Below are 20,333 nucleotides of genomic sequence, written 5' to 3' on the forward strand. Positions count from 1 at the left end.
AGCGAGGCAGGCAAACAGAATAGGTCATGGGTGCAGGCGGTTTAGGCGGGCACTGGTGTTAGATAGATCGGATTAAGGCTGGTATCCCTTGGCGGCCATAAACTCATGCACGGCCGTGCAATAGGTGTTGAGTTCGGCCTCGGTGCGAAAGTGCTCTCCCGTGGTGCTAAAGCCTACTTTTCGGCTAGAAGGCAGGTGCGTTACTTCCGGCGTTTCCCCGCCCACAATGTTGATGTCACCGAAGAAGTACTCCCCGTTGCTGTTATCCTCCTGCTCCAGGTAGTCTTTGAGGAATACCGCGGGCTGGCCAGCTACGGAACGCCAGATAGCTACCTTATAATCAGGGGTGCGGTTGACGATATACAACGCCTTCGTGTTGCCCGCCGCTACCGAGCTGGAGCCTTTACCGCTGGCCCAGTAGGTGTTGCCATCCGTATATTCCAGGTGCAGGTTGTCGCCCCGGTTGATGCCGTCACCCCCGAAAGTGCCAGGCGTTAGGTAGCCGAAGTCCCGCCCAGTGGCAATGTCCTCACACGAGAAGAATGCAAAGTGACGGGCCCCCGTCGCATCAGGTGTTTTACCATAGGGCAGGTAAAAGGTGCGGGCCTGGGTGCCCACCTGCCCGTCTGGCTTGACGCCTACGCTATCCACCGTCCAGTTGCCCGAGAACAACAACCGGTAAGCAGCGTCCGAGTCTTGGTGGTTGAGAATGTTGTATTTAGCCGCTGCCAGTGTGCCGCCAGCGAAGGCATAGAGCGTGCGCAGGCGGCTCCAGATACCTGCATTGCGTAGCGTATTTTCCAGCGCCACACCAGCATTCTTGTGACTGGCAGGCACGCTGCCCCCATCGGCGGCTACACGGGTTGCCCAAGCCTCGAAGCCTTCTGTGGAGCCATCTGGTGGAGGTGGAGTCATGCCCCAGTCGTTACCGATTTTATTGGTTACCGTCCCGATTCCGGCCTCATCCTGCACCCGCGCAATGCCTACGGAGTTATTAGAGGTGCCATTGGTTACCGTCTTGCCCGCGCCGACATAGATGGTCGAGGTGCCTGGAGCGTTGATGCTGGCAAAATTAAAGTTGTCTAGCTTGCCATAGAAGTTCTCTACAATGTTGTAGAGGTTGGTGGCGGAGAAGCTATCAATTTGCAGATTGACCAGGTGCCCCACGTCCTGCCCGGTTTTTGGGTTGCGGGCAAAGCGGGTAATCGGGGCAGCAGCCCGGTTATGGGCACTGCGGTTCATCGTGCCTGCCTTGATTCGCAAGGTCGTGCCGGAGCCTTGGATGTCGATAATGGAACGGTTATCGGAACTATCCGGCGTGGCCATAATCAGGTCGAACGTCGCATTGTCGATTACTGCAGTCGGGCCATACAGCACCGTGGGGTGAGCACTGCCCGAATAGTTATTGCGCCGCAGCAGGCCCACACTTAGGTTGCGCACGGTGCAGTCTAGCATCATGTTGGCGGGCTTATAGGAGCCGGTAGTCGTCATCTCGACGGTGTACTCGTCAATCCTCACCGAGCCAATGATGCCCATTTTATTGCTGCCACCCGTGAAGATGTCATTGGGCGACTCAGCATAGTTATCAAATAGCGAACCCTGCTGCTGCACCGTGCCGATGATACGCTTGATAACGATATCATCCACCGCCCCTTCTAGTCCACCAGAAGCCAGCAAGCGCAGCAGGTATTTGCAGTTGCGCGAATCAATGGTATCAATCCGCACATTGCTGATCTTCCCGTACACGGCCCAGGGGTTATAGCCGGTCTGCCCATTAGGCCCGGCAACGGGTGCCGGATAGGTTGGGAAGAAGATATCGTGCGCCACCAGCGAGATCAAATCGTCACCGGTCTGACCAAACACGGTGCCGACTGTCAGGCCCGTACCCGCGTGGAACTTGAACCCATCCGAGTTGCGGGCCAATTCCCCATTGGAGTTGACGTACGCAAAGGCCGAAATGGTCGGGCAAGAGACGTTCTGGAAGTTGGAAATGTAGGAGCTGAAGGTGCGCTGGTTCACCACCTCCATGTTGATGCTGGAGTTCTTAATACCCGCCAGCCGGAACCCAATAGTCCAGATAATCTCACCGTTCGGCCCGACCGCTGCTTCGCGCTGCTGCAGTTCCGCCCCTGTGGCTACATCAAAAGCATTGAGGTTGGCGTAGATGCGGCCGATGTTGATATTACTATCGATGATGACACCTAGGCTGCTGCCATTCATGCCCACCGGGTTGGCATTGCGCACGGCAAAGCCGTTGCTCTGCTCGCGCAGGATAAAGCCGTAGTTGCGATTGGTGCCCGGCTTGGCTACCGCGTTAATGGTGACGTTGCTGCCAATGATGATGTGCGACAGCGACACGTCGCAATCCCAGTTGACGACCAGCGGAGCGCCCGAGCTATTGGCAAATAGTGCGGTCAGTCCTGCCGTAGAGTCGGTGCCGTATTGCTTGCTGCCGTAATCGGCGTTGGCATTACTATACACGCCCGGCTGGTCTGAAAGATTGATGCTGCTGCCCGGTACTGGTGCCGTGACAGTGACCGTGCGAACGGCGGATATTTTCGTCGCGCCACTGACATCCGTTACCGTGTTGGTCAGGGCGTAGCTTCCCGCGTTTGTTGGCACCCAGGTACCAGAATACGAAGCACCACTACCACTATAGACCTGCGTGATTACGCCACTGGTAGTGTTTTCAGCCTGTACCAGCAGTTGATAGGGCGCCGAGCCACCGCTGGCAGTAGCGGTGAACGCCAGCGTTGCCCCTACGGTGGTCGAGTTGCCAGAAGGAAGCGTTAAGCCGGCTGCCAGCGTAGCAGGCCCTGCTACAGGGGTAACGGTAATGGGGGCTGAGGCTAGGCCAGAGCCCACAGAATTTGTTGCAGTTACTGTGAATTCATACGGCTGTGCATTCGCCAAGCCAGTTACCGTAATGGCAGTATTGCCCGTCGTACCGAAAACGCTGTAGGTGCTGGCACCTACTGGACGGTAGCGCACGGTGTAGCTCGTGATGGCAGCCCCCCCGTTAGCGGGCTCTGCCCAGCCGAGTACTACCTGCGTGTTTCCTGGCGTAGAGGTGATATCTGTAACCTGGCTTGGAACTGTTACGGGTACCACCACTGGCCCCGTAAAGGCCGTGGCATTGCTCACAAACTCACCCGCCGGCCGGCCGCCGCTGGCCTTCACGCGCGCCCGCACCGAGCCCACGCTGTGCGGACCCGTGATACCGGGGTAGTAAATGCGTCCACCCTGCGAGTAGATATCGGCTGGTGTCGAGAAGCCCGCGGCAACATCAGCTTTCTCCAGCTCGTAATCCGAAGCGGAGGCATAGCCTGGCACGGCCAGGTGCGAGAAGATATTGCCCACATCATCAACCTGCGCGCCCTTCGGGGCCGATGGCACCGTAACGGCTACCCCATTGGCCACTTGCTGCAGCAGAAACGCATTCACGTCATTCTGACTCGTGAACTCCGGATGAGTGCCGTACTGTCCCTCGGTGATGGGCGTAAAGCCAGCCGCCTGCGGTATCTCGGTTTTCAGTGCGTAGTCGTCGATAATGCCATCTAGGGCATTGATGACTGGCGCGCTACGCGTCACATCGGACGGGCCACCCTCTTTTACTTTGAATACAAGTCGAATACGTTGCTTGTGCTGGGCGCGGGATGCCATAGAGGGCGGATACTTAAATAGCGTGGAAAGTCACACTACCCCGACCGGGGCGACGGCGGCTGTTGCCGCAGGTGGTAGTAGGCTGAGGCCCGCGGTAGGCGCGCAGGGCAGCCTGCAGGCGACCCGCATAGAGGTTGCGTTCGGCTTCCACATCGGCCTTCAGCTCGGCCCGGCGGGAAGCGCTGATGGGCTGGTTGCTGCCATCCGAGAAGGTCTCGGCACCGTTGCCCGTCATGTGGGTGCCGTGCCAGAGCAGCAGCCGGCGGAAGGCTTCGGTAACCAGTAAGGGCCGCACAAAGCCCGTCCAAAGCGCGGCTAGCGTAGGGTTGTCCCAGCCCGAGGTCGGGGGCGTAGCCAAGAACTCAGCGGGGTCGAACTCTACCCCGGGAAATTCACTACTGCCGTTGCCCAGGTTCCGCTCGAAGCCCGCCCATTCCTCGGCGGTGAGCAGTGGGCGCACGTCGAAGAGTTGAGCTTTGCGGATGTAAGGATCTACCAGCTCAGGAGCCGTGTTGCGCGACAGCGGCCAGAACTCCAGGAAGTCGGCGACGGTGATTAGTAACAGCTGGCTCATGTGGCGGGCGTGGGCGTAGTAGTTTTCGGGCCTAGGCCAATAAGGCCGCGGCGCTCGTCTTCCGTCATGTCGGCCAGCACCTGGTTGGCTACTAGGGCAGGCAAACCAGCCAAGGCCTGCAGCGTGCGCTCAGCATCGGTAGATTGTGGCTTCTCCAGCTCGGGTAATCCCCCAAAGGCGCGGATTTCATCATCCGTCATTTTCTGCGCTACCGTGGGATCGAGGTAGTCCACGGGGTTCAGGGGCTTCACACTCCAGTCGGAAAGCTCCGGATACAGCTTAGCCAACGGGGCAATGATGGACGCGCGGGCCGGCTCTACAGTCAGGTTGAAGAGCTTGATACTGTTGACGATCTGCTGATTGTTGCCCAGCATGCCCGCTTCAGCCACGCCAATGAGTACCGGCGGCACGCCCATGTGCCGACACACCGAATTGGTAATGCGGTTGCGCATGTCGGTCAGGCCTTTGCTATTCGGGCCCTTATCGATGAAGTCAATCTTAGGGGCCTCTTCCTCTTTCTCGACAGCCAGCACCAGCACCGACGATTCCGACTCGGAGCCCTTCATGGCCTTCACGCCCTTCTTGATATCGAGCAGGTCCGGCGACTCCACATCGGGCGCATCATCCATGGTCTGGCCTTCCCCAGGCACAAAGTCCGGGTCAGCCTCGGGGCTGTACTTGGCGCCGATAACTGTCATCACGGCATCGGGAAAGAAGCCGTTCTTGGCCTGCTTTTTACGAAGCGGGCCAGGGCGGCATCCGTCTCCAAGTCTTCTTTAGCGGCGTAGTAGCTCGGCACCGGGTACTGGGTGCGGCCAGGCCGGGCCTCGAAGGAAAAGACTAGGTGCCCCCAATAACCGGTCTCGGACTGCACCGCCGCCAGCACCTCCTCCGCAATCTCCTCCTCCGAAGCCAGCGGGTTGAAGGGCAGGTATACCCGGTTATCAGCAGCTGAGCGTTTCCCCTCGCTCAGCCCGTAGTTGACTACGAAGCGCCCTAGTCCATCCTTTTCCCGCCGCAGGCAGTCCGATGGCTCTACAAATACATCTCCGCGCTGGCCACCATACGTGTAGCGCACCACTACGGCGACGCCCAGGCCAGCGCCGGCGTAGTGCTTCGCCTCGGCCAGCAAATCATTGAGCGTCTGCTCATCGTTGGCCCGCATGGTAGCTGTAGCTTCCGAGGCAAAGCCCTTGCCGCCGATGAACTGGGCAATGCGCGTCACGCAGGCTTCTGCTGTGCCCGAATCATAGAGGATACGCAGGCACTCCTGGGGCAACTGGTCACTAGCGCCCCAACTCACGAGCTTGAGCTTTTCGCCGGTGCTACCCGCAGGGATAGCCGGCGCATTCAGAACCGAGGAAGGAGCGCCAACGCGAAGCAGGGAAACGGTAGAAGTGCGGCGGCGCTTAGCCATGGGGGAAGTCGTCTGGCAGTGGGGAAAGAAAAGGGCCGCTACCTAGTAGCAGCGGCCCTTTTTAGTGGTTGAGAAGGGACAAGCTTAGTCCTGCTTATCGTGCTCAGCGCGTTTCGCGTCGATGGCTTCGGTAAGCTGCGCAATGGTCAGCTTGTCATCCGCATCAGTGCCGAGTACTTCTTTGTACTCGGCCTGCTTTTTCTGCTTTTCAGTCAGCTTGGGAGCATCTTCCTTAGCGGCCTCGTCTTCGATGGCCTTGCCATTCTTCAGGAAGGCATGCTTGAAGCCTTTCGAGATGAAGAATTCAGCCGACTTATCCGTTAGGTTGTCAGCGGTTACTACTTCCGAGTAGGACTCGTGCACGAATTGCTCGTTTTCAAAGCCGGGAGCTAAGCTGTACGTGGCGTTTGCCATGAGTTCAGGGGTTGACTGGCGTTGGTAGTGGCGCACGTAGGCGGAAAGAATGTCCACGTAGCCTTGAAAATTGCAGTTGGTGCAGCCGGCGGCCGGGTTTCCGGTGATCAGCGCGTAAAGCGCATGCAACTCGGCTTTGTACTCGTTGGTGTGGCGCTTCGAGTAGGAGGCGTCTAGCCAGGCCTGGGCCCGGCTAGCTATTTCCTCAGTGTAAGCGACAGCCACGGCTTAGGCGGGCAGTACTACCAGTGCGTCTAGGTAGGCGCGGCTGGCAGCGAGCTGCGTTTCACCCCCGGTGACAGGGACTTCGAAGAACATGGGGAACTTGGGCTCCTTGCCGGTGAGCGTGGTCTTCATGACGTTGTTGTCATCGGTCTGCGCCGTACCCGTACCGTCTTCACCGGTGCTGGTTTCGTTGCCGAATTCCTTGAAGTACACGCGGATATCACCCGAGGCTAGCTCCTGAAACACGACCTTGCTGCCAGCAGCCAGGAATTCCTCCAAGGCTTCCAGACCCTTCTGGTCTTTATAGGAATACTGCTGAATCAAGGTCTGCTCTACCTCCATGCTACCGTTTTCGTTGGTAGTGGACTTGTGCGAGCCGTTGCCCTTCTTCGGCCGGCCTACGGCCCTAATGCCTTTTTCGGTGCCGTTGAGCGTGAAGCCCGACAGCGCGCCCGTGGTGCCGCTCTTGGTTTCAGCCCCACTAAACTGGTCACGCTGGAACACCCAGCAGTTGCGATTGATACCGCCAGACTTGGGGCATGCCGTGGACTTCACGGCCTTGGAAATGCGGTTGCAGATATCTTCTGCCATGAGTTCGGTTCTCCTTTCGAAATGGCCCTAGGTGCTGCAGCACCTAGGGCGGGTTTCACGAATGATTCAGTAGCAGTAGACTAGATCGCGAAGGTGACCAGCGAGTCAAAGCCAAAGCCTACACCCAGGCGGTAGAGCACGCGGGTATAGTTGAAGCGGTCCTTGATGTCGTACCACATGGTGATTTCCGACAGGTCGCTTTCCTGGTCCATGGCCACGATGATGTTGGTGGGCACGGTCAGGATGGCAATGTGGGCACTCTGGCCTGCGAAGTCCACGCTCATGTACTGGTGGTACTGAGGTAGCTTCTTGATGAGGATGCCACGGTAGCGCAGCTCCTGGACCCCGGCGAAGAGGTTGGTTTTACCCGACTCCAGTACCGTAGTGCCGGCACCATACTGGATGTAGGCGTCCTCAATCACGTCGTAGAGCACCTCATCGACGTAGAACACCTTCGTAGTTTTGGCCACGTTCTTCAGTTGAGCCGACTGGCCTTTATAGAGATCTTCCAGCACAGCCAGGGCTGCTTTAGGGTCAGCCTCCAGCGCCGCCGCATCAATAGCCGCACCGCGCTTCACCTTACCTGCCGTGGCCTTAGCCAGTAGGAACTTCCGCAAACCATCGATCTGGTTGTAGTTCACATCGGCGCTGGTGCGGTCTCCGAGGAACAGGATGCGCAGCATGTCTTCGTACACTACTGGCGAAAGGGCTTCCCGAACAATTTCTTCCAGCACGGTGCCGGTCAGATCGTTATCAGTGGCGTGACCCTTTTTCTTGGCCAGTTCCAGGATGGTACCATCATAGCGGTCCGCGCACTCCTGCAACTGAATCATGAGCGGAAAAACGGTTATCGTGTTGCTGCCCATGGTCAGCAGGTCGCCCGTGGGCACGAAGGGACCGCAGCCCGTATCCCGGCGCGTCACCTTGCGGGCCGCAGTCATGGAGTAGTCAACGGTCGAGGACTTGACGCCCTCTTGAATCTGGAAGCCCAGGGTTTTCAAATCCAACTGCTCCACTGGGGGCTCCAGCAACATCTTGGCTTTGAAGTCTTCTACAGTGGGTTGTTTGCCGCCGTAGGTGATCGGGTTAACGAAATAGGCCATTTCAGAAATGAATTAGGCAGGTGAAGAAATGCCGGCGGGCGGCAGACAAAACAGGATAAGGGAGTGTGGTAGGCCTAGGCAGATTTGGCCTTATCCATCGGGTGCGGCTTCTTTGCAGCACCGTTCTTCACATCCGTTTGGGGGCTGGGGCGCTTGGTCGTCGCCGAGGGTGTAGGCGGCACCGTGCCTTTGAACTTCTTGAGTTCGTCGTTGAGGCTCGCAATGGTCTCCTGGTCTTTTTGGCGACCATCCTCCAATTGCTTCAAGCGGTTCATCACCTCTGTCAGGTCAGCACTGTTTTCAGTGGTGGTATCCTCCGCTTCTGCATCGGTAATGTTCTCTACCACGCCGCCAGCCACCGTGATGGTGCGGCCATCAGCTAAGCCATAGTCACCATCCTCGGCGGCTTCCGTCAAGGCCTCGTCATAGAATACGGCTACGCCCTGAGCCAGCGGGCCATCATGATAGAGCAGAGCCCCATCCTGGTCGGTTTCCGTGCTCTGCACTTCCGCCACGGGCTCTTCCTCCACTCCTTCGATAGTGGCTTTTACCCCCAACTGCTTGGCGAAGGCGGCAACGGCTTGCGCGTTGGCTTTGTCCTGAGCCGAGGGCGCAGGCTTTCTGGCCCCGGCTTTGGGGGCAGTCTTGGTGGCGTTTGTAGCCATAGGACGTGTTGAATTAGTAGGCTTGTGAAGGGCCGCTTTGGGGGCCGGCTTAAGGCGGGCCTGAGTAGCCCGGCGGTTCACGCGGGCCACGGCAAGTTTGAACTGAGAGAGGCGGGCCTTCGCTTCTACCGTAGAAGGGGCCTTGCTATTGAGGGGTATCACCTTAGTGGCGAAGCCAAAGTCTTTCGCTTCTTGGGCCGTCATGAAGCGGTCAGTGCTCATGAGCGTGATGATATCCGCCTCAGGTTTACCAGTGCGGGCCATGTATACATCACGCACCGCCTGCTCTTCGCGGTCTAACCGGTCAGCATCAGCACGCAGGCCTTCACTACGCTGAGAGTACGTCCCCTCGGGATACAGGGGCCGGTGGGTCATCCACTGCGCCGTATGCTCCATGTCTACTTCGTCCGCGGATAAGGCTACAATGGTGCCCGAGCTGGCACACAGGCTCATGATGTGCGCCCGTATCGGGAGCTTCAGGCCTTGCAGGTAATTGTAGATATCCATAGCGTGGCGCACGGAACCGCCATAGCAAATGCCGAACTCTAGCAGGATGCTGTCAATAGTGCGACCCTGGTAGGCCTCCCACTCAATCCGCATCTTAATGTCATCGACTGTGAAGCCAGGTATGTAATCATACTCATCCCAGTCTATGTAGCCGGGGCCGATGTTTTCACCTACTGGAATGACGAGTTCGGGCATGTTGCTTAGCACCCATTGGGGACGCTGCAACAAAGGAATCTCCACTTCTTGGGGCAGTGCAAATAAGGCCGGAACTTCACCGGCATACCACCGGCAGGGTGCCGGGATTATTTTTCTATGGAAGTCAATCCGCCGAAAAACACGGTCAAACGCCTCAAGGAACCAGCTGCTGCGGAAGGCATTCCGCTCAACTCTTTCCTGACGCCGTTTCTCAACGACATTGCCCAGGGGCGCCTCGTGCGCGTACCCCATTACCCGGCTCCTGCTAAATCATAGCCCTAATGGCTGATGCGTCCAAAGTAGAACTTCTGAGGTGGCACTTGAATATTCATTATGTAATTTAATTATATTGATAATTTTTATTAATATAAAAATTTATTATATATTAATGTAATCGCATATAATGTCTCACAGAGCTTGACTTTTAGCTCATTCATGCCACATAGGTTATGTCAGTAGACACAGTTAACAGCGGATACAGTGTAACTCCAGATTCAAAGGTCACATTAACCGTGAAGGAGTTTATAGCCCTTTGTATTTTTCTAATAACACTTGGTGTTACTATCGGAGGTTATATGAAGGTGACAAATGATCTTGAAAAGGTAACCACTAAGCTTGAGACTATATCAAACGAGCTAGTAAGCCTTAAAGTCCAAACAGGGGAAATGAAAGGTCAAATATCTAGTTTGAACAAAAAAGATTGATTAAATTAATTGTATATGGACTTTAAACCCGCGAGTGAAACGCGACCTAGAGTAATAGCTCTACTAATGCTTTCTACTATCATTGTAGCAGCATTATCAGTATATGTACTCGTTAAATCGAGGGTTGCTATCAAGGTGATGGAAAACAGGATTGCATTTACATCCGCAAGTATAAAATCAATACAGAATAATAAATTAGAAATATCTAGAGAAATTAACAAGTATGGTATACATAACAACTTCAAAAAAATGGAAAACACTAATTGGGATGATATCTTATTGTTTCATGGATGCAGGGCATATAAGAAAGGTGAGTCAAATTTATGTATTGAGAGACCTAAAAGCTATGGTTACACAGAAGATGATAAAGTTATTGGCTTATTTTCAGTAAGTCCTGATAATGAAACAATACGCCTGGTGGGTGTTTGTGATAGTTGCGATAATAATCAAATACGAGAATTTAATATTAAGATGGATTCTATATCAAAATTATATAATATGCGAAAATATTGGCTCAATTGATTTATAGTAAATTAATTGAGCCAATATTTTTTAAACTTAGAAAGGCTTGATTTCGAACTGCTCCGAACTGTAACTGTTTTTGACTAAGCGTGACTGACTTAAATAATTATATTCTTCTAAGAGTTCAGCTTGACGAGGGCAAAACCACCGACCGGCTCAAGCAGCTGGTGCTCGAAATTGAGAAATCGCGCGAAGCGCAGAAGACGCTTAACCAAGCGCGCAAGGTTGGAGAGCTGACCGATGAGCAGTACGCGGCCCAGAATGTGAAGCTGCAACAGCAGCTTAAAACCCAGCGCACTGAGCAAAGAGCGCTAGTCAAGAATCTGGACTTGTATCGTACGGCCAGCCAGGGCGTAGCCGATTCCTATCAGGCCCAGCAAGCGCAGCTCAGCTTGGCCCAGCGGCAGTACCAGCAGCTAGCGGGCTCAGCCAACAACAGCACCGAGGAAACCCAGGCGCTGGCCAAAGTCATTGATGAGCTGCGCGGCACCTTGAAGACTACCGATGCGGGCATGGGATTATTCGTGCGAAATGTGGGCAACTACGGCGGGGCCATTGAGCCGCTAATTGCCGAGATGAAGCGCTTAGAAGTTCAGCAGCAGAACTAAACATCCCCATATAATTAACACCTGTTATAGTATTAATAGGAACTGGCTGGCCATCCACAACTCATTATCTAAAAATTAGCAAGTCAAGCAGAATAAGGTCATCGTGGCCTCCCAATGCGGTGAGGCTGGCCGTCATCAGGCCCAGGAAAAGGATAGACTTCATGGATAAGGATAGGTAGCTAGGATAATTGCTACGTTTCTAGAGCAAATCTGCTGTTCTTCCCGCTCCTGTACTATCCGTGCCAGTACGGATTTGTGTACTTACAGCGGTATATTTCGGCAATTCTAACGCGTATCCTTCGTTTTATGTCCCTCTACAATCACGACCCGCTTCGCAACGACATCTATGGCTTTGATGATGAGAGCCGGCACGTCAATTGGCGAATTATACTTGGCCTAATTGTACTGTTCTCCCTCGCCATCTTGGTGGCAGTGAACTACTTCGGTCAGCCCGTACCCAGCAACCAACTTCGGCATGCCGCTGCCGTGAGTTCGCCTACGGTTCCCCTCTACTCCAAGGCCAGCACCACGGATACAGCTTCCCATATCGTGGGAACTGTCACGATTGGTGACACACTTGATGTACAGACCATCCAGGCAGATGGCTGGTGCAAAGTCGTGCTGCGAGACCGGCGCATGTATGGTGACCCTGGCGTACCTGGGTACATACAGCAGCCCCATCTGTCCATGGCTGACTCTACAAAGGCTGCTCTCCTATAAATAGTTAATGCCCCTCTCTATGCTCTCAACTCTACTTCTTCTCATGGGCAACATCGGTGGCGCCGAGCTGCTCATTATTACCGTGCTGTTGCTGGCCCTGATCCTAGCTGGCATCTGGCGCCTACTCCGCCCAGCGAAGCATACCGTTATTGTACAGCAGCCTAGCGCGCCAGTATCCTTGGCCGACGAACTGCTTAAGCTCCAGCAACTCTACGAGCAGGGCGTACTCACGGCCCAGGAGTTCGAGGAGCAGAAGAAGCGGGTGCTGCGGTAGGCTACGCAGGCACCACCCTCTATCTTGCAGCATGAAACACGGCTACCTCTTTCGGGCTCTGGTGCTACTGAGCCTGCCCCTTACTTCGTTTATCGCTCCCGATTGGGCACCCTTTACCGTGGATGAGCAACTGCAGGTACTGCTTCCGCACCCGGCCGAGGAAGTGGACATGAAGAAGTTGACCGGGCGCAGCATCCCCAATACCCGGTTGCTGATGACCTCCGACTCAGTGGGTGTGTACCAGATTATGCTGGTAAAGATGCCCCCGGCGCAGGCGGCCAATTTGGCCCGAGCAGAAAGCCGGGAGAGCTACTATGATGGAGTAGTCAAGGGCATACTCGATGCCCAGACCGATGGGGTCCTGTTAGAGCGCGCCACGTTCCCAACGTCCGCAGGTACTGGCATAGAAGTAAAGACCAGAGCCCGCCACAAGGGCACGGGAAAGCTTGTAGTGAAATATTCTCGGAGCCTACTGGCCAATGGCGTAGGGTATGCCTTCAACTTTATTCCCCGCGACCTGGCCGACACGGCCGGCATCAGCGGGAATGCGCAGCGCCGCCGCTTCTTCGACTCCATTGAGATAAAGCCGGCCGACAAGAAGTAGCCAACTACCACATTTCGGTACCAACTAGTAGCGAATTTCCTATGGATCTATTTACTTTGAATTTCAAAGAACTTTAAAAGCTATGCCAAACCATCCTATCACCGCTTGGGAATCCTTCTGGGGCCACATCGCGCTCTTTATTCCTCTCTTCCTGCTTGTATGGCGCAAAGGTTACCAGCTCCAACACGTGGCGCTGATCTTGGGCGGCTATTTCCTGCTGTTTTTATGGGCCTATCACTCGCTTTCGGAAACCTACCTGCACCGCGTTATCGACTACTGGAACAAAACAGAAATCGGGTTCATGGACCCCACCGGCGAGTACACGTTTGAACCCGAGTTCGTCGGCGAGGGAAACTACCACGCAATCCTGCTGCTCATCCCACTGGTGGCTTTGTTCATTCTGCACCAAGTGGATAAACGCCGCCGCACGTCATTCCTGCTTTATACCCTGCTCGCGTACCCCGGCTTCCTCTATGTCTCTTACACGGCCCTGGCTGGCCCCGGCCTGTTTGCCGTGGATACGCACAAGCCCGAAACTTACATAGCCCGAACGGAGCGTGTGACTGCCCCGTAATTAGGCGTGCTCTCGACCCAGGAGTTCGAGCAGCAGAAGCGGCGGGTGCTGCGCTAGAACAGTGTTCTCGTTAACAGAACCGCCCCGCCCTAAGCAGGCCAGGGCGGTTACGAATAGTCAAGTTTGAATCCAACCTAAAATAGAGGCCTTAATGCCATTCTGTGCCTTGGACGGTTGCTTTAGCTGTAACGTAGCTTCCTTTCGGAGTCGTCGTGTTGTCAATTCGCACCGTCTTCTTGACCTGGCTATCCACAAGAATTTCTGCCATTAAGTAGCTGCCTGCAGGAGCCTGGGTCGCACCTTGCACTTTTTTGAAGGCCACGATCACGGTAAAATCGCGCGCAGAAGAAAACATGTCTCGTGGCACTGCCCGCGCTTGAATCGTGGGGTTCGTAATGGCATGACTGAATACTTTGCTGGAGTCGCTGCCCGCTGGCGTGTTCGTAAATACATTGATAAAGGCCCCTAAATCGGTCAGGCCGGCCCCTGAGTAGCGTACTTCGACCTGATGCATGGTCGGAGCAGGCTGTGGATCATCTTGCTTTTCCTCCTTCCCACAGGCCGTAGCGGTGACAAGGAGTAGCATGCATACTTGATAACGAGGGATAGTTAATTGTTTCATGCTGAATGATACGACAGCGAGTGCAATTCAACAAGGTTATATAGATGCGGCGGGTGCTAGCTACAGTAGACCTAGCGCTGCCCTAGAATAGAAAACCGCCCCGGCCTACTGCAGGCTGGGGCGGTTTGTTTTACGAACGGAGGGCGTCTACCCTAGTGCTTGATCTGGATACGTTGCGATTTGGCAGCGTCTTTTTGCTTCCACCGAAGCTCATAGAGCCCATCCGGCAAGTTGCGCACGTCCAGGCGACTCTGCCCCGAACTTTGCTGCAGCAGGCTCTTTCCTTTGCTATTGACCAGCGTAGCGTCAGTAGCATCCTGGGGTAGGATTAATTCGTCCGTAGCTGGGTTCGGATAGGCGCTCAATGTAGAGGCTGTACGAGCTCCTTCGTCGCAATAAATTATATCATACTCAATTTCGAGATACCCACTTGTACATCCCCAAGGATAGGTGGCTGTGACCCTGAACAAATAAGTTCCTGCTACGAATTGGCTACCACGCACGCCCCAGCTAGCGCCAGTGCCTGACATACGTAACGTTCCATTGAGATTGTACACTTTCCAGTTGTAAGTAACGTTGTTCTGCGGATTTAGAACGTTGAAATACTTCGTTTCTGCCGAATTCGTGCACAGAAAGTAAGGCCCTTCTGCTTGAGGCTCCGCGCAGGCGAGAGGCTCCTGGGCTGCTGGCACCAGCCGAATGTCATCCACTGCATAATTCATGTCTTGACTGTATGGGGTGGTCATCCTCAGAGACGGATCGTACCATTCAAGGCCTTCGATGTAGCGGCAATCTGGAAGCCGATCTTGCGGTAGGCCTCCGTAGCTTCCTCTCCGGATTCGACAATGCGCGCCTGCTCAGCCTCTAAGGCCACTAGGTTTTCTACGACGGGCTGAATGCTCTTGGCGTAGTTCTCAATAGTTTCGGTGGCCTCTTCATAGGTCAGGCCCGCCTGAGCCGCTGCCTTCTGGGCGGCAATCTGGAAGCCGATTTGCCGCTGTTGATTCTGAGCGAGTGCCTCGGTGCTACCAGCTAGGTTCTTTTCCTGAGCCTGGAGCTTGACCATCTCCTTCACCAGTTCGCTAAACGATTCTTTGTAGGAGCCTACTGAACGTCGATTGTCGCAAACGCGCCCCTCAAGTGCTTTTAACTCATCACTGATGGCACGGGTGCGCAGTTGCAGGGCTTTGCCGGCTTCGGAGTTTTCGCGTTCCTCTTTGCTCAGCGCATTATAGGCAGCCGTCGTAAGGGCCAACTCGGCGCGAAGCTGGTTGATTGAGCCCTCGGCTTCGCTACCCACCTTGGTTAGGCTTTCGAGCTGCTTGGTAGCGGCGGCCTGCTCTTTGGTCTGGGCGTGTAGCTTCTCACTCAGCGCCTGGGCAGCTACGCCGTACTCCTGTTCGCTCTTGGTGCCCGTCTTAAAGTCTTGCACCAGCTGCTTCTGCTCAGCACGGGTAGCGGCAATAGCCGTAGCCAGCTCTGCTTGTTTCTTCCGGACGGCATCACTCTCGGCTTTGAGCTGCTCAGCATTGAGAGTTATCTGAAACAGTAGCTTTTCGGTTTGGTCTTGTGCCATATAGGCAAGTTGACCTACAAAAAAAGCCTTGGCAAACGCCAAGACTTGAAAACGTCGAGAACCTGTAAAAAGCGTCGCGGAGTAATGAACCGAGCAAACAGCTACGACGACAGGGCTACATATTTCGTCTTAAAACGAACTCAAAATGCTTATCGCGCGGATGAATGCTTAAGGGAATATCCGACTTGGAATTGTATATAGTAGGCAGCGTTAACGCAAAGCAATTATCAGCGGGCTTAACAGATGCTAATACTGATCTAACCGGAATATAGAAAATAGTGTATTTGTCTCTTTTATTATATTTTTTTGAGCCTACTGGCAACGCGAACTCATTCTCGTGAGTTCTTACTTGATATAACCCCCTAGTTGTAGCCTTCGTGTCGTTATTGGAAATCTCATGGTCACTATTCCATGAATTAAACTTTGCCTTATCATTGTTTATAACATAAAACGTACAATCAACACAATCTACTTTTTGCAATAAAAAGAACAGCGTATCCTTTTCTGATACCGACACTCTATTTGTATAGGCGGTATTTCCTACGAAGACTTCAAGCTTGACTGATTTGTCATCTTGAATTGGCATTATTGCCCTATTTGCCAGTAAAAGAAGTGAAAGCAGTAGATGTGCCATTTGCTCCTACTTTATAATCTTTGCTTTAAATTGAGTTGAATCAAGGCCCCAGGTTTTTTGAAGAGATTTGGAGCATTCTGCTGAAACCGCTAACCCCATCTGCCTTAACTTTGATTCGGGTATGTCATCACCTTGTTGATATTTTTCTAGGTTATATCTAAATCTTATTATTGCTCTTTCTACCTCAGGAGACTCTATTAAATTTATTTTACCATAATACATATGGAAAAAATTTTCCTTTGTGCGTATATAATCTCTGGAATTAAATAATTCCACGGCGCGCTGTGGCCGCATGATAATTACCATAAGTCTAGATATTGTATCAGACAACGCTGTATAATAGTCAAATTGTTTTTCATATATTGTTCTTCTAAAATCCTTTTCCGCTTGGCGCGCTTCCACCTCTTTTTGTGCTCTATATTGGATAATACCAAATAGAAATACAAGAGCTGGAACTACCGCTGAGATAGTTTTTAGTGTAATTTCAAAATAGTCATATAGAGATGCGACCCTTGGCTCGGCACCTGTTTGAGGATGCTGTCCATCATTACTGTTAAGGTCTTCAGCTTTAGCCATACAGTAGGTTGTTTATCCACAGTCTATAGAGTATTACAAGATAAAGCGAATTGCTTACACCAATATATTCATATTATTTATTAAAACAAGCATATTTCATTCAAAAAATAAGGCGAATGAGTTCGACCACCGTAGAGGGTTGATCCTCCTCCCAGTTATCGAGTTTGTTGGCGTAAAAAATGGCACCCTCGGCTTCCAGCCACACGGGCTGCAGTTGGTTGAAGTCCGTTACCTCAGTGGGCAGTAGGTGCACGGAAGGCTTGAGCACCAGGGGCCGACGGTAGGCCGCAGCCAAGTGCGTGTAGTAGGCGGGCAGCAGTGAGGTGGCAAAATCCAGCCCGCCGAACGTGGTAATGAGCGGCCGGATGGTTTCGGTAGTCTTCCCGTCGGTGAGCTTCACCAGCCGGGTTTGGCCAGTCTGCACCACGAGCCGAGGCGCGGGCTCTGCTTATCGAATTGCTGCTCCACCGACACAGTGCCCGCCCGAGCTTTGTACACGGGCAACAAGAGCAGCCCATTGGTGCCGACGATGGTAGCTGCCCACGGCAGTGCCAGCGCATCCCGCTTGGCTTCCAGAGTACTATCTGCACACGGCAGCATGCCATCACCTAGCTCTTTGGCCGATTCGGGGTTGGTATCATCCTCTTTCCAGCGGAACCAGTTCTGCTGGGCCTGTCCGGAAAGGTGGAACAGCCGCGGCGCGGGCTGACTGCTGTCTACTTTATGGCTCCAGTCGGGCGCATTAGCGGCATTCTGCTGCAACGCGGGGCCCATAGGCGTGAATGTGATGAGGCGCGTGTACGGGTCGGTCTGCTGGGTCAGGCCAAACAGGCCAATGAGGCCTTTCACGAAGTCCTTTTGGGTCATATCGGGCAGCAAATTCTGCACCCGCACCCGGCCCCCAGGTGGAAAGTCAGCCAGCACCTCTACGCTGAAAGAATCAAGTGGCAACGTATTGCCCTCAATCGTGTAAATGGCTCCCGTAAACATCTCGTAGCCCCACTTATGGGTACCGTAGATGCCCGCTTTGGCTTTGTTGAGCTTGATCTTGAGCGTAATCGTGTCGCCCGCCTTGAGTAGCAGCTTGCTGGCGTTGGTGGTCGCCGTGACGTAGGTGCTGTCCGCGCCCTTCTTGCTCTCCACGATGGGTACGCCGCCAATCTCCTGGCCATTGACGTAGGTAAAGAGCTGGGCCTGGGAGCTGCCATAGGGGTTTTGCAGGTTCACCGTCACGGAGCCCGACATGTTCACGTAGCAGGGCTCCAAGGCCTTCCAACTATGGGCTTCCGGATTCCACACTAAGGCAGCCGTGGGCGCCACGTAGCCGTAGCGGGCGGCCGTGTAATCAAACGGCACCACCCGTTGCACCTCGGGCCGGCCTTCGTAGGGCCGGCCGCTGTCCGTATTCTTGCCGCCGGCGTGATCGATGCCCGCCAGCAGCCTACGCGACTTTCGGAAGTCTTCACTGTAGCCTAGTGCGGAGCTGGTAGGCAGCAGCAGCCGATCAAACAGGCTGGGCATCGGGCCAGTCCATTTGAAGCGGGCTTCATCAAATATCTGCTGCCACACGGCCCGCACGTACACGCTGGGCAGCAACTCATCCTCCCACAGGCGCACGGTATCGCTGTCGGCAGTGCCACCCTTGCCCCGGTCGTAGAGGTCGTACACGTAGGCCTGGCTGTAATCATTATGGCCAGCGCCGGCTACCGCGACTTTCAGCACCCAGTCATGCTCGGTGTTGTAGTTGAAAGCCAGCTCCCGCAGCTTCTTGCCCTCGATGGCCGCGTAGAAATTCTTATTGCCCCCTAGTACCTGCGCTTCGAAGCCCTTGCCGGTTTCATGCTGCTCCACGATGGCCACCGCGTTGGGCAGCACCTCGGTGGCGCTGGTTTCCAAGGTACAAGGCAGTTGAGCATAGGGCACCTCCGATAGGCTCATGCCGTGCTGGGCTTGCTCCATTGCCGCGCGCACTTCAGGCGTGTCAGCCAGGGTGAGCGTGTTGCTGTAGTCCGACTGTACCGAGCTAGTTTTCAGAATATCATTGGCCTGCACCGTCAAGCCTACCCGGCTATCCGCGGCAACTGGCAAGCGCTGGCCATCGGCTAATTTCAAAGAAGCCGCCATCAGATGCGCGTTAGCGGGTTGAGTGCTCCTAGGTCAAGCTCTACATCGAACTCGGTGCGCGTCTCCGCTGAGCTGCGCGTAGCAGGGCCCGCTAGGACGGTTACGGGTGTCAGCGTGCCGGCTTCATCTTGCACGTACACCTGCGGGCTGGTGAGCAGCGTACTCAGTCCATCCCACTGACCAGGCAGCAGGTTGCCCGCCCGGAGCAGATGCTTCTGTATGCCGGGCCGCTGCAGCACCTGGGCCGCACTGCCTGCGGGGCGGAACACGCTGCCCGCCTCGGGCGTCGTGGTGTGGTCGGTGTCACCTTCGAACAACCAGCCTTCCCAGTTGCCTAGGGGTGACAGCCAGCGCAGGTACACGCCCTGGCCTGGGCAAGCGGGTTGTAGTTGCAAGACAAAGGGCTGGGTAAATACGTCCATGCAGGCAAGTTGCCCCACAGCGAAGAGGCCCGCAACCGCCTAGGCGCGGAAACGTCGCGCAGCTGCAAAAAGCGTCGCGCAGTTTACTGGTTGACGTGGCGTAGCATGCGCCGCAGTTGTACCGTGCTCACCCCAAGCTGCCGGGCCACGGTTGCCCGGGCTCTGGCCTGGGGCCAACTGGGGTGGCTGTGGAGTAGTTCGGCGACGAGGCGGGCCGCTTGCATGCACTCACCAATCGGGTAGGGCTTGGGCTTCTGCGGCTCGGGTGGCAGGCTGATGTAGTCGAGAATCTTGCGGCGCTCCTTGGGGTCGAGCTGGGCCAGCACTTGCCGGAGGGTTTCGGCATGGGATTGCCAGGCGGGGCTAGCGGGAGCCTGGGCGGTAATGGGATAGAAGACAGGAGTCGTACACATAGCGGGGAAGCAGGTCGCTTGGGGATGTTAGACTATTCTGATAGGATTATATTCTGGTCACAAAACCAGTGGTTGTTTCCTGGTCGTGCTTAAAGGAATTGGCGTTGTTTGGATATCCACTTCACCTTTCCATCTACATGAAGAAGAAACTCTTACACCTAAGCCTGGGCCTACTGAGCCTGGGTTCGATGGCGGCAATGCCTGCCACGCAGCGTGCACAGGCTGCGCAGGCAACGCGAACTCAGTCGACGCCCGATTATATCTCGGGCTATACCGATGGGTCGGATGACGCACGGGATGCCAAGTGCAGCTTTAGAGGAAGCGAAGCCGGCTATAATGATTGGTATTACAGCTGGCGCTCGTACGCCGCCTATTACCGTGATGAGGCAAGCCGAACGGGTGATGCGGCGGCCTATGAGTATTGGAGTGGCTACTATGATGGGCTGCAAGAAGGCTACAATCTGCCTGCGCTCTGTGGGGGTGGCGGGGGTGGCACGGGGCCGTTTGAGCCCGAGCCCTACAATCCTAACTAATTGACCGGTACAAGGCCTGCCCCCGTGGCGGGCCTTGTTGTTTCTAGGTAACGAGAGAGCCATAGATAGGAAG

The 20,333-nt window shown here is 54.7% G+C and carries 24 protein-coding genes; 8 read left to right on the forward strand and 16 right to left on the reverse strand.

The window, feature by feature from the left end:
• Window positions 1-72: 72 nt before the first annotated feature.
• The 8 genes from EU556_RS21420 to EU556_RS21455 all read right to left on the reverse strand — a co-directional run bounded on the left by EU556_RS21420 (window position 73) and on the right by EU556_RS21455 (window position 9,354).
• Window positions 73-3,663, reverse strand: a complete 3,591-nt coding sequence (locus tag EU556_RS21420; protein WP_135436201.1) for a fibronectin type III domain-containing protein — start codon at window positions 3,661-3,663, stop codon at window positions 73-75.
• 13 nt (window positions 3,664-3,676) lie between these two features.
• Window positions 3,677-4,237, reverse strand: a complete 561-nt coding sequence (locus EU556_RS21425) for a DUF6712 family protein (RefSeq protein WP_135436202.1) — start codon at window positions 4,235-4,237, stop codon at window positions 3,677-3,679.
• On the reverse strand, window positions 4,234-4,938 hold the full coding sequence (locus EU556_RS21430; RefSeq protein ID WP_167855671.1) for a phage portal family protein: 705 nt from the start codon (window positions 4,936-4,938) through the stop codon (window positions 4,234-4,236). Before EU556_RS21430 ends, EU556_RS21425 begins: the two co-directional genes overlap by 4 nt.
• A complete protein-coding gene (locus tag EU556_RS21435; RefSeq protein ID WP_135436204.1) occupies window positions 4,935-5,654 on the reverse strand; it encodes a hypothetical protein in 720 nt (239 codons plus the stop codon). The genes EU556_RS21430 and EU556_RS21435 overlap by 4 nt, the downstream gene beginning before the upstream one ends.
• Window positions 5,655-5,738: 84 nt before the next feature.
• Window positions 5,739-6,293 carry a hypothetical protein gene (locus EU556_RS21440; protein WP_135436206.1) on the reverse strand — a complete coding sequence of 185 codons (555 nt, stop codon included), beginning with the start codon at window positions 6,291-6,293 and terminating at the stop codon, window positions 5,739-5,741.
• Window positions 6,294-6,296: 3 nt separating this feature from the next.
• Complete coding sequence (locus EU556_RS21445; protein ID WP_135436207.1) at window positions 6,297-6,884, reverse strand: hypothetical protein; 588 nt, start codon at window positions 6,882-6,884, stop codon at window positions 6,297-6,299.
• An 80-nt stretch (window positions 6,885-6,964) separates the two neighbouring features.
• The gene (locus EU556_RS21450; RefSeq protein WP_135436209.1) at window positions 6,965-7,987 is read right to left on the reverse strand and encodes a hypothetical protein; all 1,023 of its coding nucleotides are present in this window, start codon (window positions 7,985-7,987) and stop codon (window positions 6,965-6,967) included.
• Window positions 7,988-8,061: 74 nt separating this feature from the next.
• Window positions 8,062-9,354, reverse strand: a complete 1,293-nt coding sequence (locus tag EU556_RS21455; protein WP_167855672.1) for a Clp protease ClpP — start codon at window positions 9,352-9,354, stop codon at window positions 8,062-8,064.
• Window positions 9,355-9,471: 117 nt separating this feature from the next.
• Here EU556_RS21455 and EU556_RS26170 point away from each other — a divergent pair, with 117 nt between their 5' ends.
• The 7 genes from EU556_RS26170 to EU556_RS21485 all read left to right on the forward strand — a co-directional run bounded on the left by EU556_RS26170 (window position 9,472) and on the right by EU556_RS21485 (window position 13,360).
• Window positions 9,472-9,630, forward strand: coding sequence for a hypothetical protein (locus EU556_RS26170; RefSeq protein ID WP_167855673.1), 159 nt, complete (start codon window positions 9,472-9,474; stop codon window positions 9,628-9,630).
• Between the two features lie 443 nt (window positions 9,631-10,073).
• Window positions 10,074-10,580, forward strand: a complete 507-nt coding sequence (locus EU556_RS21460; RefSeq protein WP_135436212.1) for a hypothetical protein — start codon at window positions 10,074-10,076, stop codon at window positions 10,578-10,580.
• Between the two features lie 89 nt (window positions 10,581-10,669).
• The gene (locus EU556_RS21465; RefSeq protein ID WP_135436213.1) at window positions 10,670-11,188 is read left to right on the forward strand and encodes a hypothetical protein; all 519 of its coding nucleotides are present in this window, start codon (window positions 10,670-10,672) and stop codon (window positions 11,186-11,188) included.
• Between the two features lie 306 nt (window positions 11,189-11,494).
• Window positions 11,495-11,908 carry an SH3 domain-containing protein gene (locus EU556_RS21470; protein WP_135436215.1) on the forward strand — a complete coding sequence of 138 codons (414 nt, stop codon included), beginning with the start codon at window positions 11,495-11,497 and terminating at the stop codon, window positions 11,906-11,908.
• Window positions 11,909-11,927: 19 nt separating this feature from the next.
• Window positions 11,928-12,182: an SHOCT domain-containing protein gene (locus tag EU556_RS21475; RefSeq protein WP_210116345.1), complete on the forward strand. Its 255-nt coding sequence runs from the start codon at window positions 11,928-11,930 to the stop codon at window positions 12,180-12,182.
• 31 nt (window positions 12,183-12,213) lie between these two features.
• Window positions 12,214-12,786, forward strand: a complete 573-nt coding sequence (locus tag EU556_RS21480; RefSeq protein WP_135436218.1) for a hypothetical protein — start codon at window positions 12,214-12,216, stop codon at window positions 12,784-12,786.
• A gap of 82 nt (window positions 12,787-12,868) precedes the next feature.
• On the forward strand, window positions 12,869-13,360 hold the full coding sequence (locus tag EU556_RS21485) for a hypothetical protein (RefSeq protein WP_135436220.1): 492 nt from the start codon (window positions 12,869-12,871) through the stop codon (window positions 13,358-13,360).
• 148 nt (window positions 13,361-13,508) lie between these two features.
• Here EU556_RS21485 and EU556_RS21490 read toward each other — a convergent pair whose 3' ends face one another.
• The 8 genes from EU556_RS21490 to EU556_RS21525 all read right to left on the reverse strand — a co-directional run bounded on the left by EU556_RS21490 (window position 13,509) and on the right by EU556_RS21525 (window position 19,727).
• Entirely contained in the window at window positions 13,509-13,982 is a 474-nt protein-coding gene (locus EU556_RS21490) for a hypothetical protein (RefSeq protein ID WP_135436222.1), read from the reverse strand.
• 152 nt (window positions 13,983-14,134) lie between these two features.
• Window positions 14,135-14,728, reverse strand: a complete 594-nt coding sequence (locus tag EU556_RS21495) for a T9SS type A sorting domain-containing protein (protein WP_135436225.1) — start codon at window positions 14,726-14,728, stop codon at window positions 14,135-14,137.
• A 2-nt stretch (window positions 14,729-14,730) separates the two neighbouring features.
• A complete protein-coding gene (locus EU556_RS21500; protein ID WP_135436227.1) occupies window positions 14,731-15,558 on the reverse strand; it encodes a coiled-coil domain-containing protein in 828 nt (275 codons plus the stop codon).
• Window positions 15,559-16,198: 640 nt separating this feature from the next.
• Window positions 16,199-16,768 (reverse strand): hypothetical protein, encoded by a 570-nt coding sequence (locus tag EU556_RS21505; RefSeq protein ID WP_135436229.1) that lies wholly within the window; start codon window positions 16,766-16,768, stop codon window positions 16,199-16,201.
• 100 nt (window positions 16,769-16,868) lie between these two features.
• Window positions 16,869-17,195, reverse strand: coding sequence for a hypothetical protein (locus EU556_RS21510; RefSeq protein ID WP_135436230.1), 327 nt, complete (start codon window positions 17,193-17,195; stop codon window positions 16,869-16,871).
• Entirely contained in the window at window positions 17,165-18,892 is a 1,728-nt protein-coding gene (locus EU556_RS21515) for a hypothetical protein (RefSeq protein WP_135436232.1), read from the reverse strand. The genes EU556_RS21510 and EU556_RS21515 overlap by 31 nt, the downstream gene beginning before the upstream one ends.
• Window positions 18,892-19,314 (reverse strand): hypothetical protein, encoded by a 423-nt coding sequence (locus tag EU556_RS21520; protein WP_135436234.1) that lies wholly within the window; start codon window positions 19,312-19,314, stop codon window positions 18,892-18,894. Before EU556_RS21520 ends, EU556_RS21515 begins: the two co-directional genes overlap by 1 nt.
• Before the next feature lie 83 nt (window positions 19,315-19,397).
• A complete protein-coding gene (locus EU556_RS21525; RefSeq protein ID WP_135436235.1) occupies window positions 19,398-19,727 on the reverse strand; it encodes a hypothetical protein in 330 nt (109 codons plus the stop codon).
• Window positions 19,728-19,864: 137 nt separating this feature from the next.
• On the opposite strand from EU556_RS21525, the gene EU556_RS21530 reads away from it, so the two are divergent.
• Window positions 19,865-20,260 carry a hypothetical protein gene (locus tag EU556_RS21530; protein WP_135436236.1) on the forward strand — a complete coding sequence of 132 codons (396 nt, stop codon included), beginning with the start codon at window positions 19,865-19,867 and terminating at the stop codon, window positions 20,258-20,260.
• Window positions 20,261-20,333: the final 73 nt, after the last annotated feature.

It is taken from the genome of Hymenobacter fodinae, assembly GCF_004745825.1.
Taxonomy (GTDB): domain Bacteria; phylum Bacteroidota; class Bacteroidia; order Cytophagales; family Hymenobacteraceae; genus Hymenobacter; species Hymenobacter fodinae.

Bases quoted from the DNA above. Each gene is read 5' to 3' on its own strand.
- EU556_RS21420 (WP_135436201.1), bottom strand. From the start codon at position 3,663: ATGGCATCCCGCGCCCAGCACAAGCAACGTATTCGACTTGTATTCAAA.
- EU556_RS21425 (WP_135436202.1), bottom strand. From the start codon at position 4,237: ATGAGCCAGCTGTTACTAATCACCGTCGCCGACTTCCTGGAGTTCTGG.
- EU556_RS21435 (WP_135436204.1), bottom strand. From the start codon at position 5,654: ATGGCTAAGCGCCGCCGCACTTCTACCGTTTCCCTGCTTCGCGTTGGC.
- EU556_RS21445 (WP_135436207.1), bottom strand. From the start codon at position 6,884: ATGGCAGAAGATATCTGCAACCGCATTTCCAAGGCCGTGAAGTCCACG.
- EU556_RS21450 (WP_135436209.1), bottom strand. From the start codon at position 7,987: ATGGCCTATTTCGTTAACCCGATCACCTACGGCGGCAAACAACCCACT.
- EU556_RS21455 (WP_167855672.1), bottom strand. From the start codon at position 9,354: ATGCCCGAACTCGTCATTCCAGTAGGTGAAAACATCGGCCCCGGCTAC.
- EU556_RS26170 (WP_167855673.1), top strand. From the start codon at position 9,472: ATGGAAGTCAATCCGCCGAAAAACACGGTCAAACGCCTCAAGGAACCA.
- EU556_RS21460 (WP_135436212.1), top strand. From the start codon at position 10,074: ATGGACTTTAAACCCGCGAGTGAAACGCGACCTAGAGTAATAGCTCTA.
- EU556_RS21470 (WP_135436215.1), top strand. From the start codon at position 11,495: ATGTCCCTCTACAATCACGACCCGCTTCGCAACGACATCTATGGCTTT.
- EU556_RS21475 (WP_210116345.1), top strand. From the start codon at position 11,928: ATGCTCTCAACTCTACTTCTTCTCATGGGCAACATCGGTGGCGCCGAG.
- EU556_RS21480 (WP_135436218.1), top strand. From the start codon at position 12,214: ATGAAACACGGCTACCTCTTTCGGGCTCTGGTGCTACTGAGCCTGCCC.
- EU556_RS21485 (WP_135436220.1), top strand. From the start codon at position 12,869: ATGCCAAACCATCCTATCACCGCTTGGGAATCCTTCTGGGGCCACATC.
- EU556_RS21490 (WP_135436222.1), bottom strand. From the start codon at position 13,982: ATGAAACAATTAACTATCCCTCGTTATCAAGTATGCATGCTACTCCTT.
- EU556_RS21495 (WP_135436225.1), bottom strand. From the start codon at position 14,728: ATGACCACCCCATACAGTCAAGACATGAATTATGCAGTGGATGACATT.
- EU556_RS21500 (WP_135436227.1), bottom strand. From the start codon at position 15,558: ATGGCACAAGACCAAACCGAAAAGCTACTGTTTCAGATAACTCTCAAT.
- EU556_RS21505 (WP_135436229.1), bottom strand. From the start codon at position 16,768: ATGGCTAAAGCTGAAGACCTTAACAGTAATGATGGACAGCATCCTCAA.
- EU556_RS21515 (WP_135436232.1), bottom strand. From the start codon at position 18,892: ATGGCGGCTTCTTTGAAATTAGCCGATGGCCAGCGCTTGCCAGTTGCC.
- EU556_RS21520 (WP_135436234.1), bottom strand. From the start codon at position 19,314: ATGGACGTATTTACCCAGCCCTTTGTCTTGCAACTACAACCCGCTTGC.
- EU556_RS21525 (WP_135436235.1), bottom strand. From the start codon at position 19,727: ATGTGTACGACTCCTGTCTTCTATCCCATTACCGCCCAGGCTCCCGCT.
- EU556_RS21530 (WP_135436236.1), top strand. From the start codon at position 19,865: ATGAAGAAGAAACTCTTACACCTAAGCCTGGGCCTACTGAGCCTGGGT.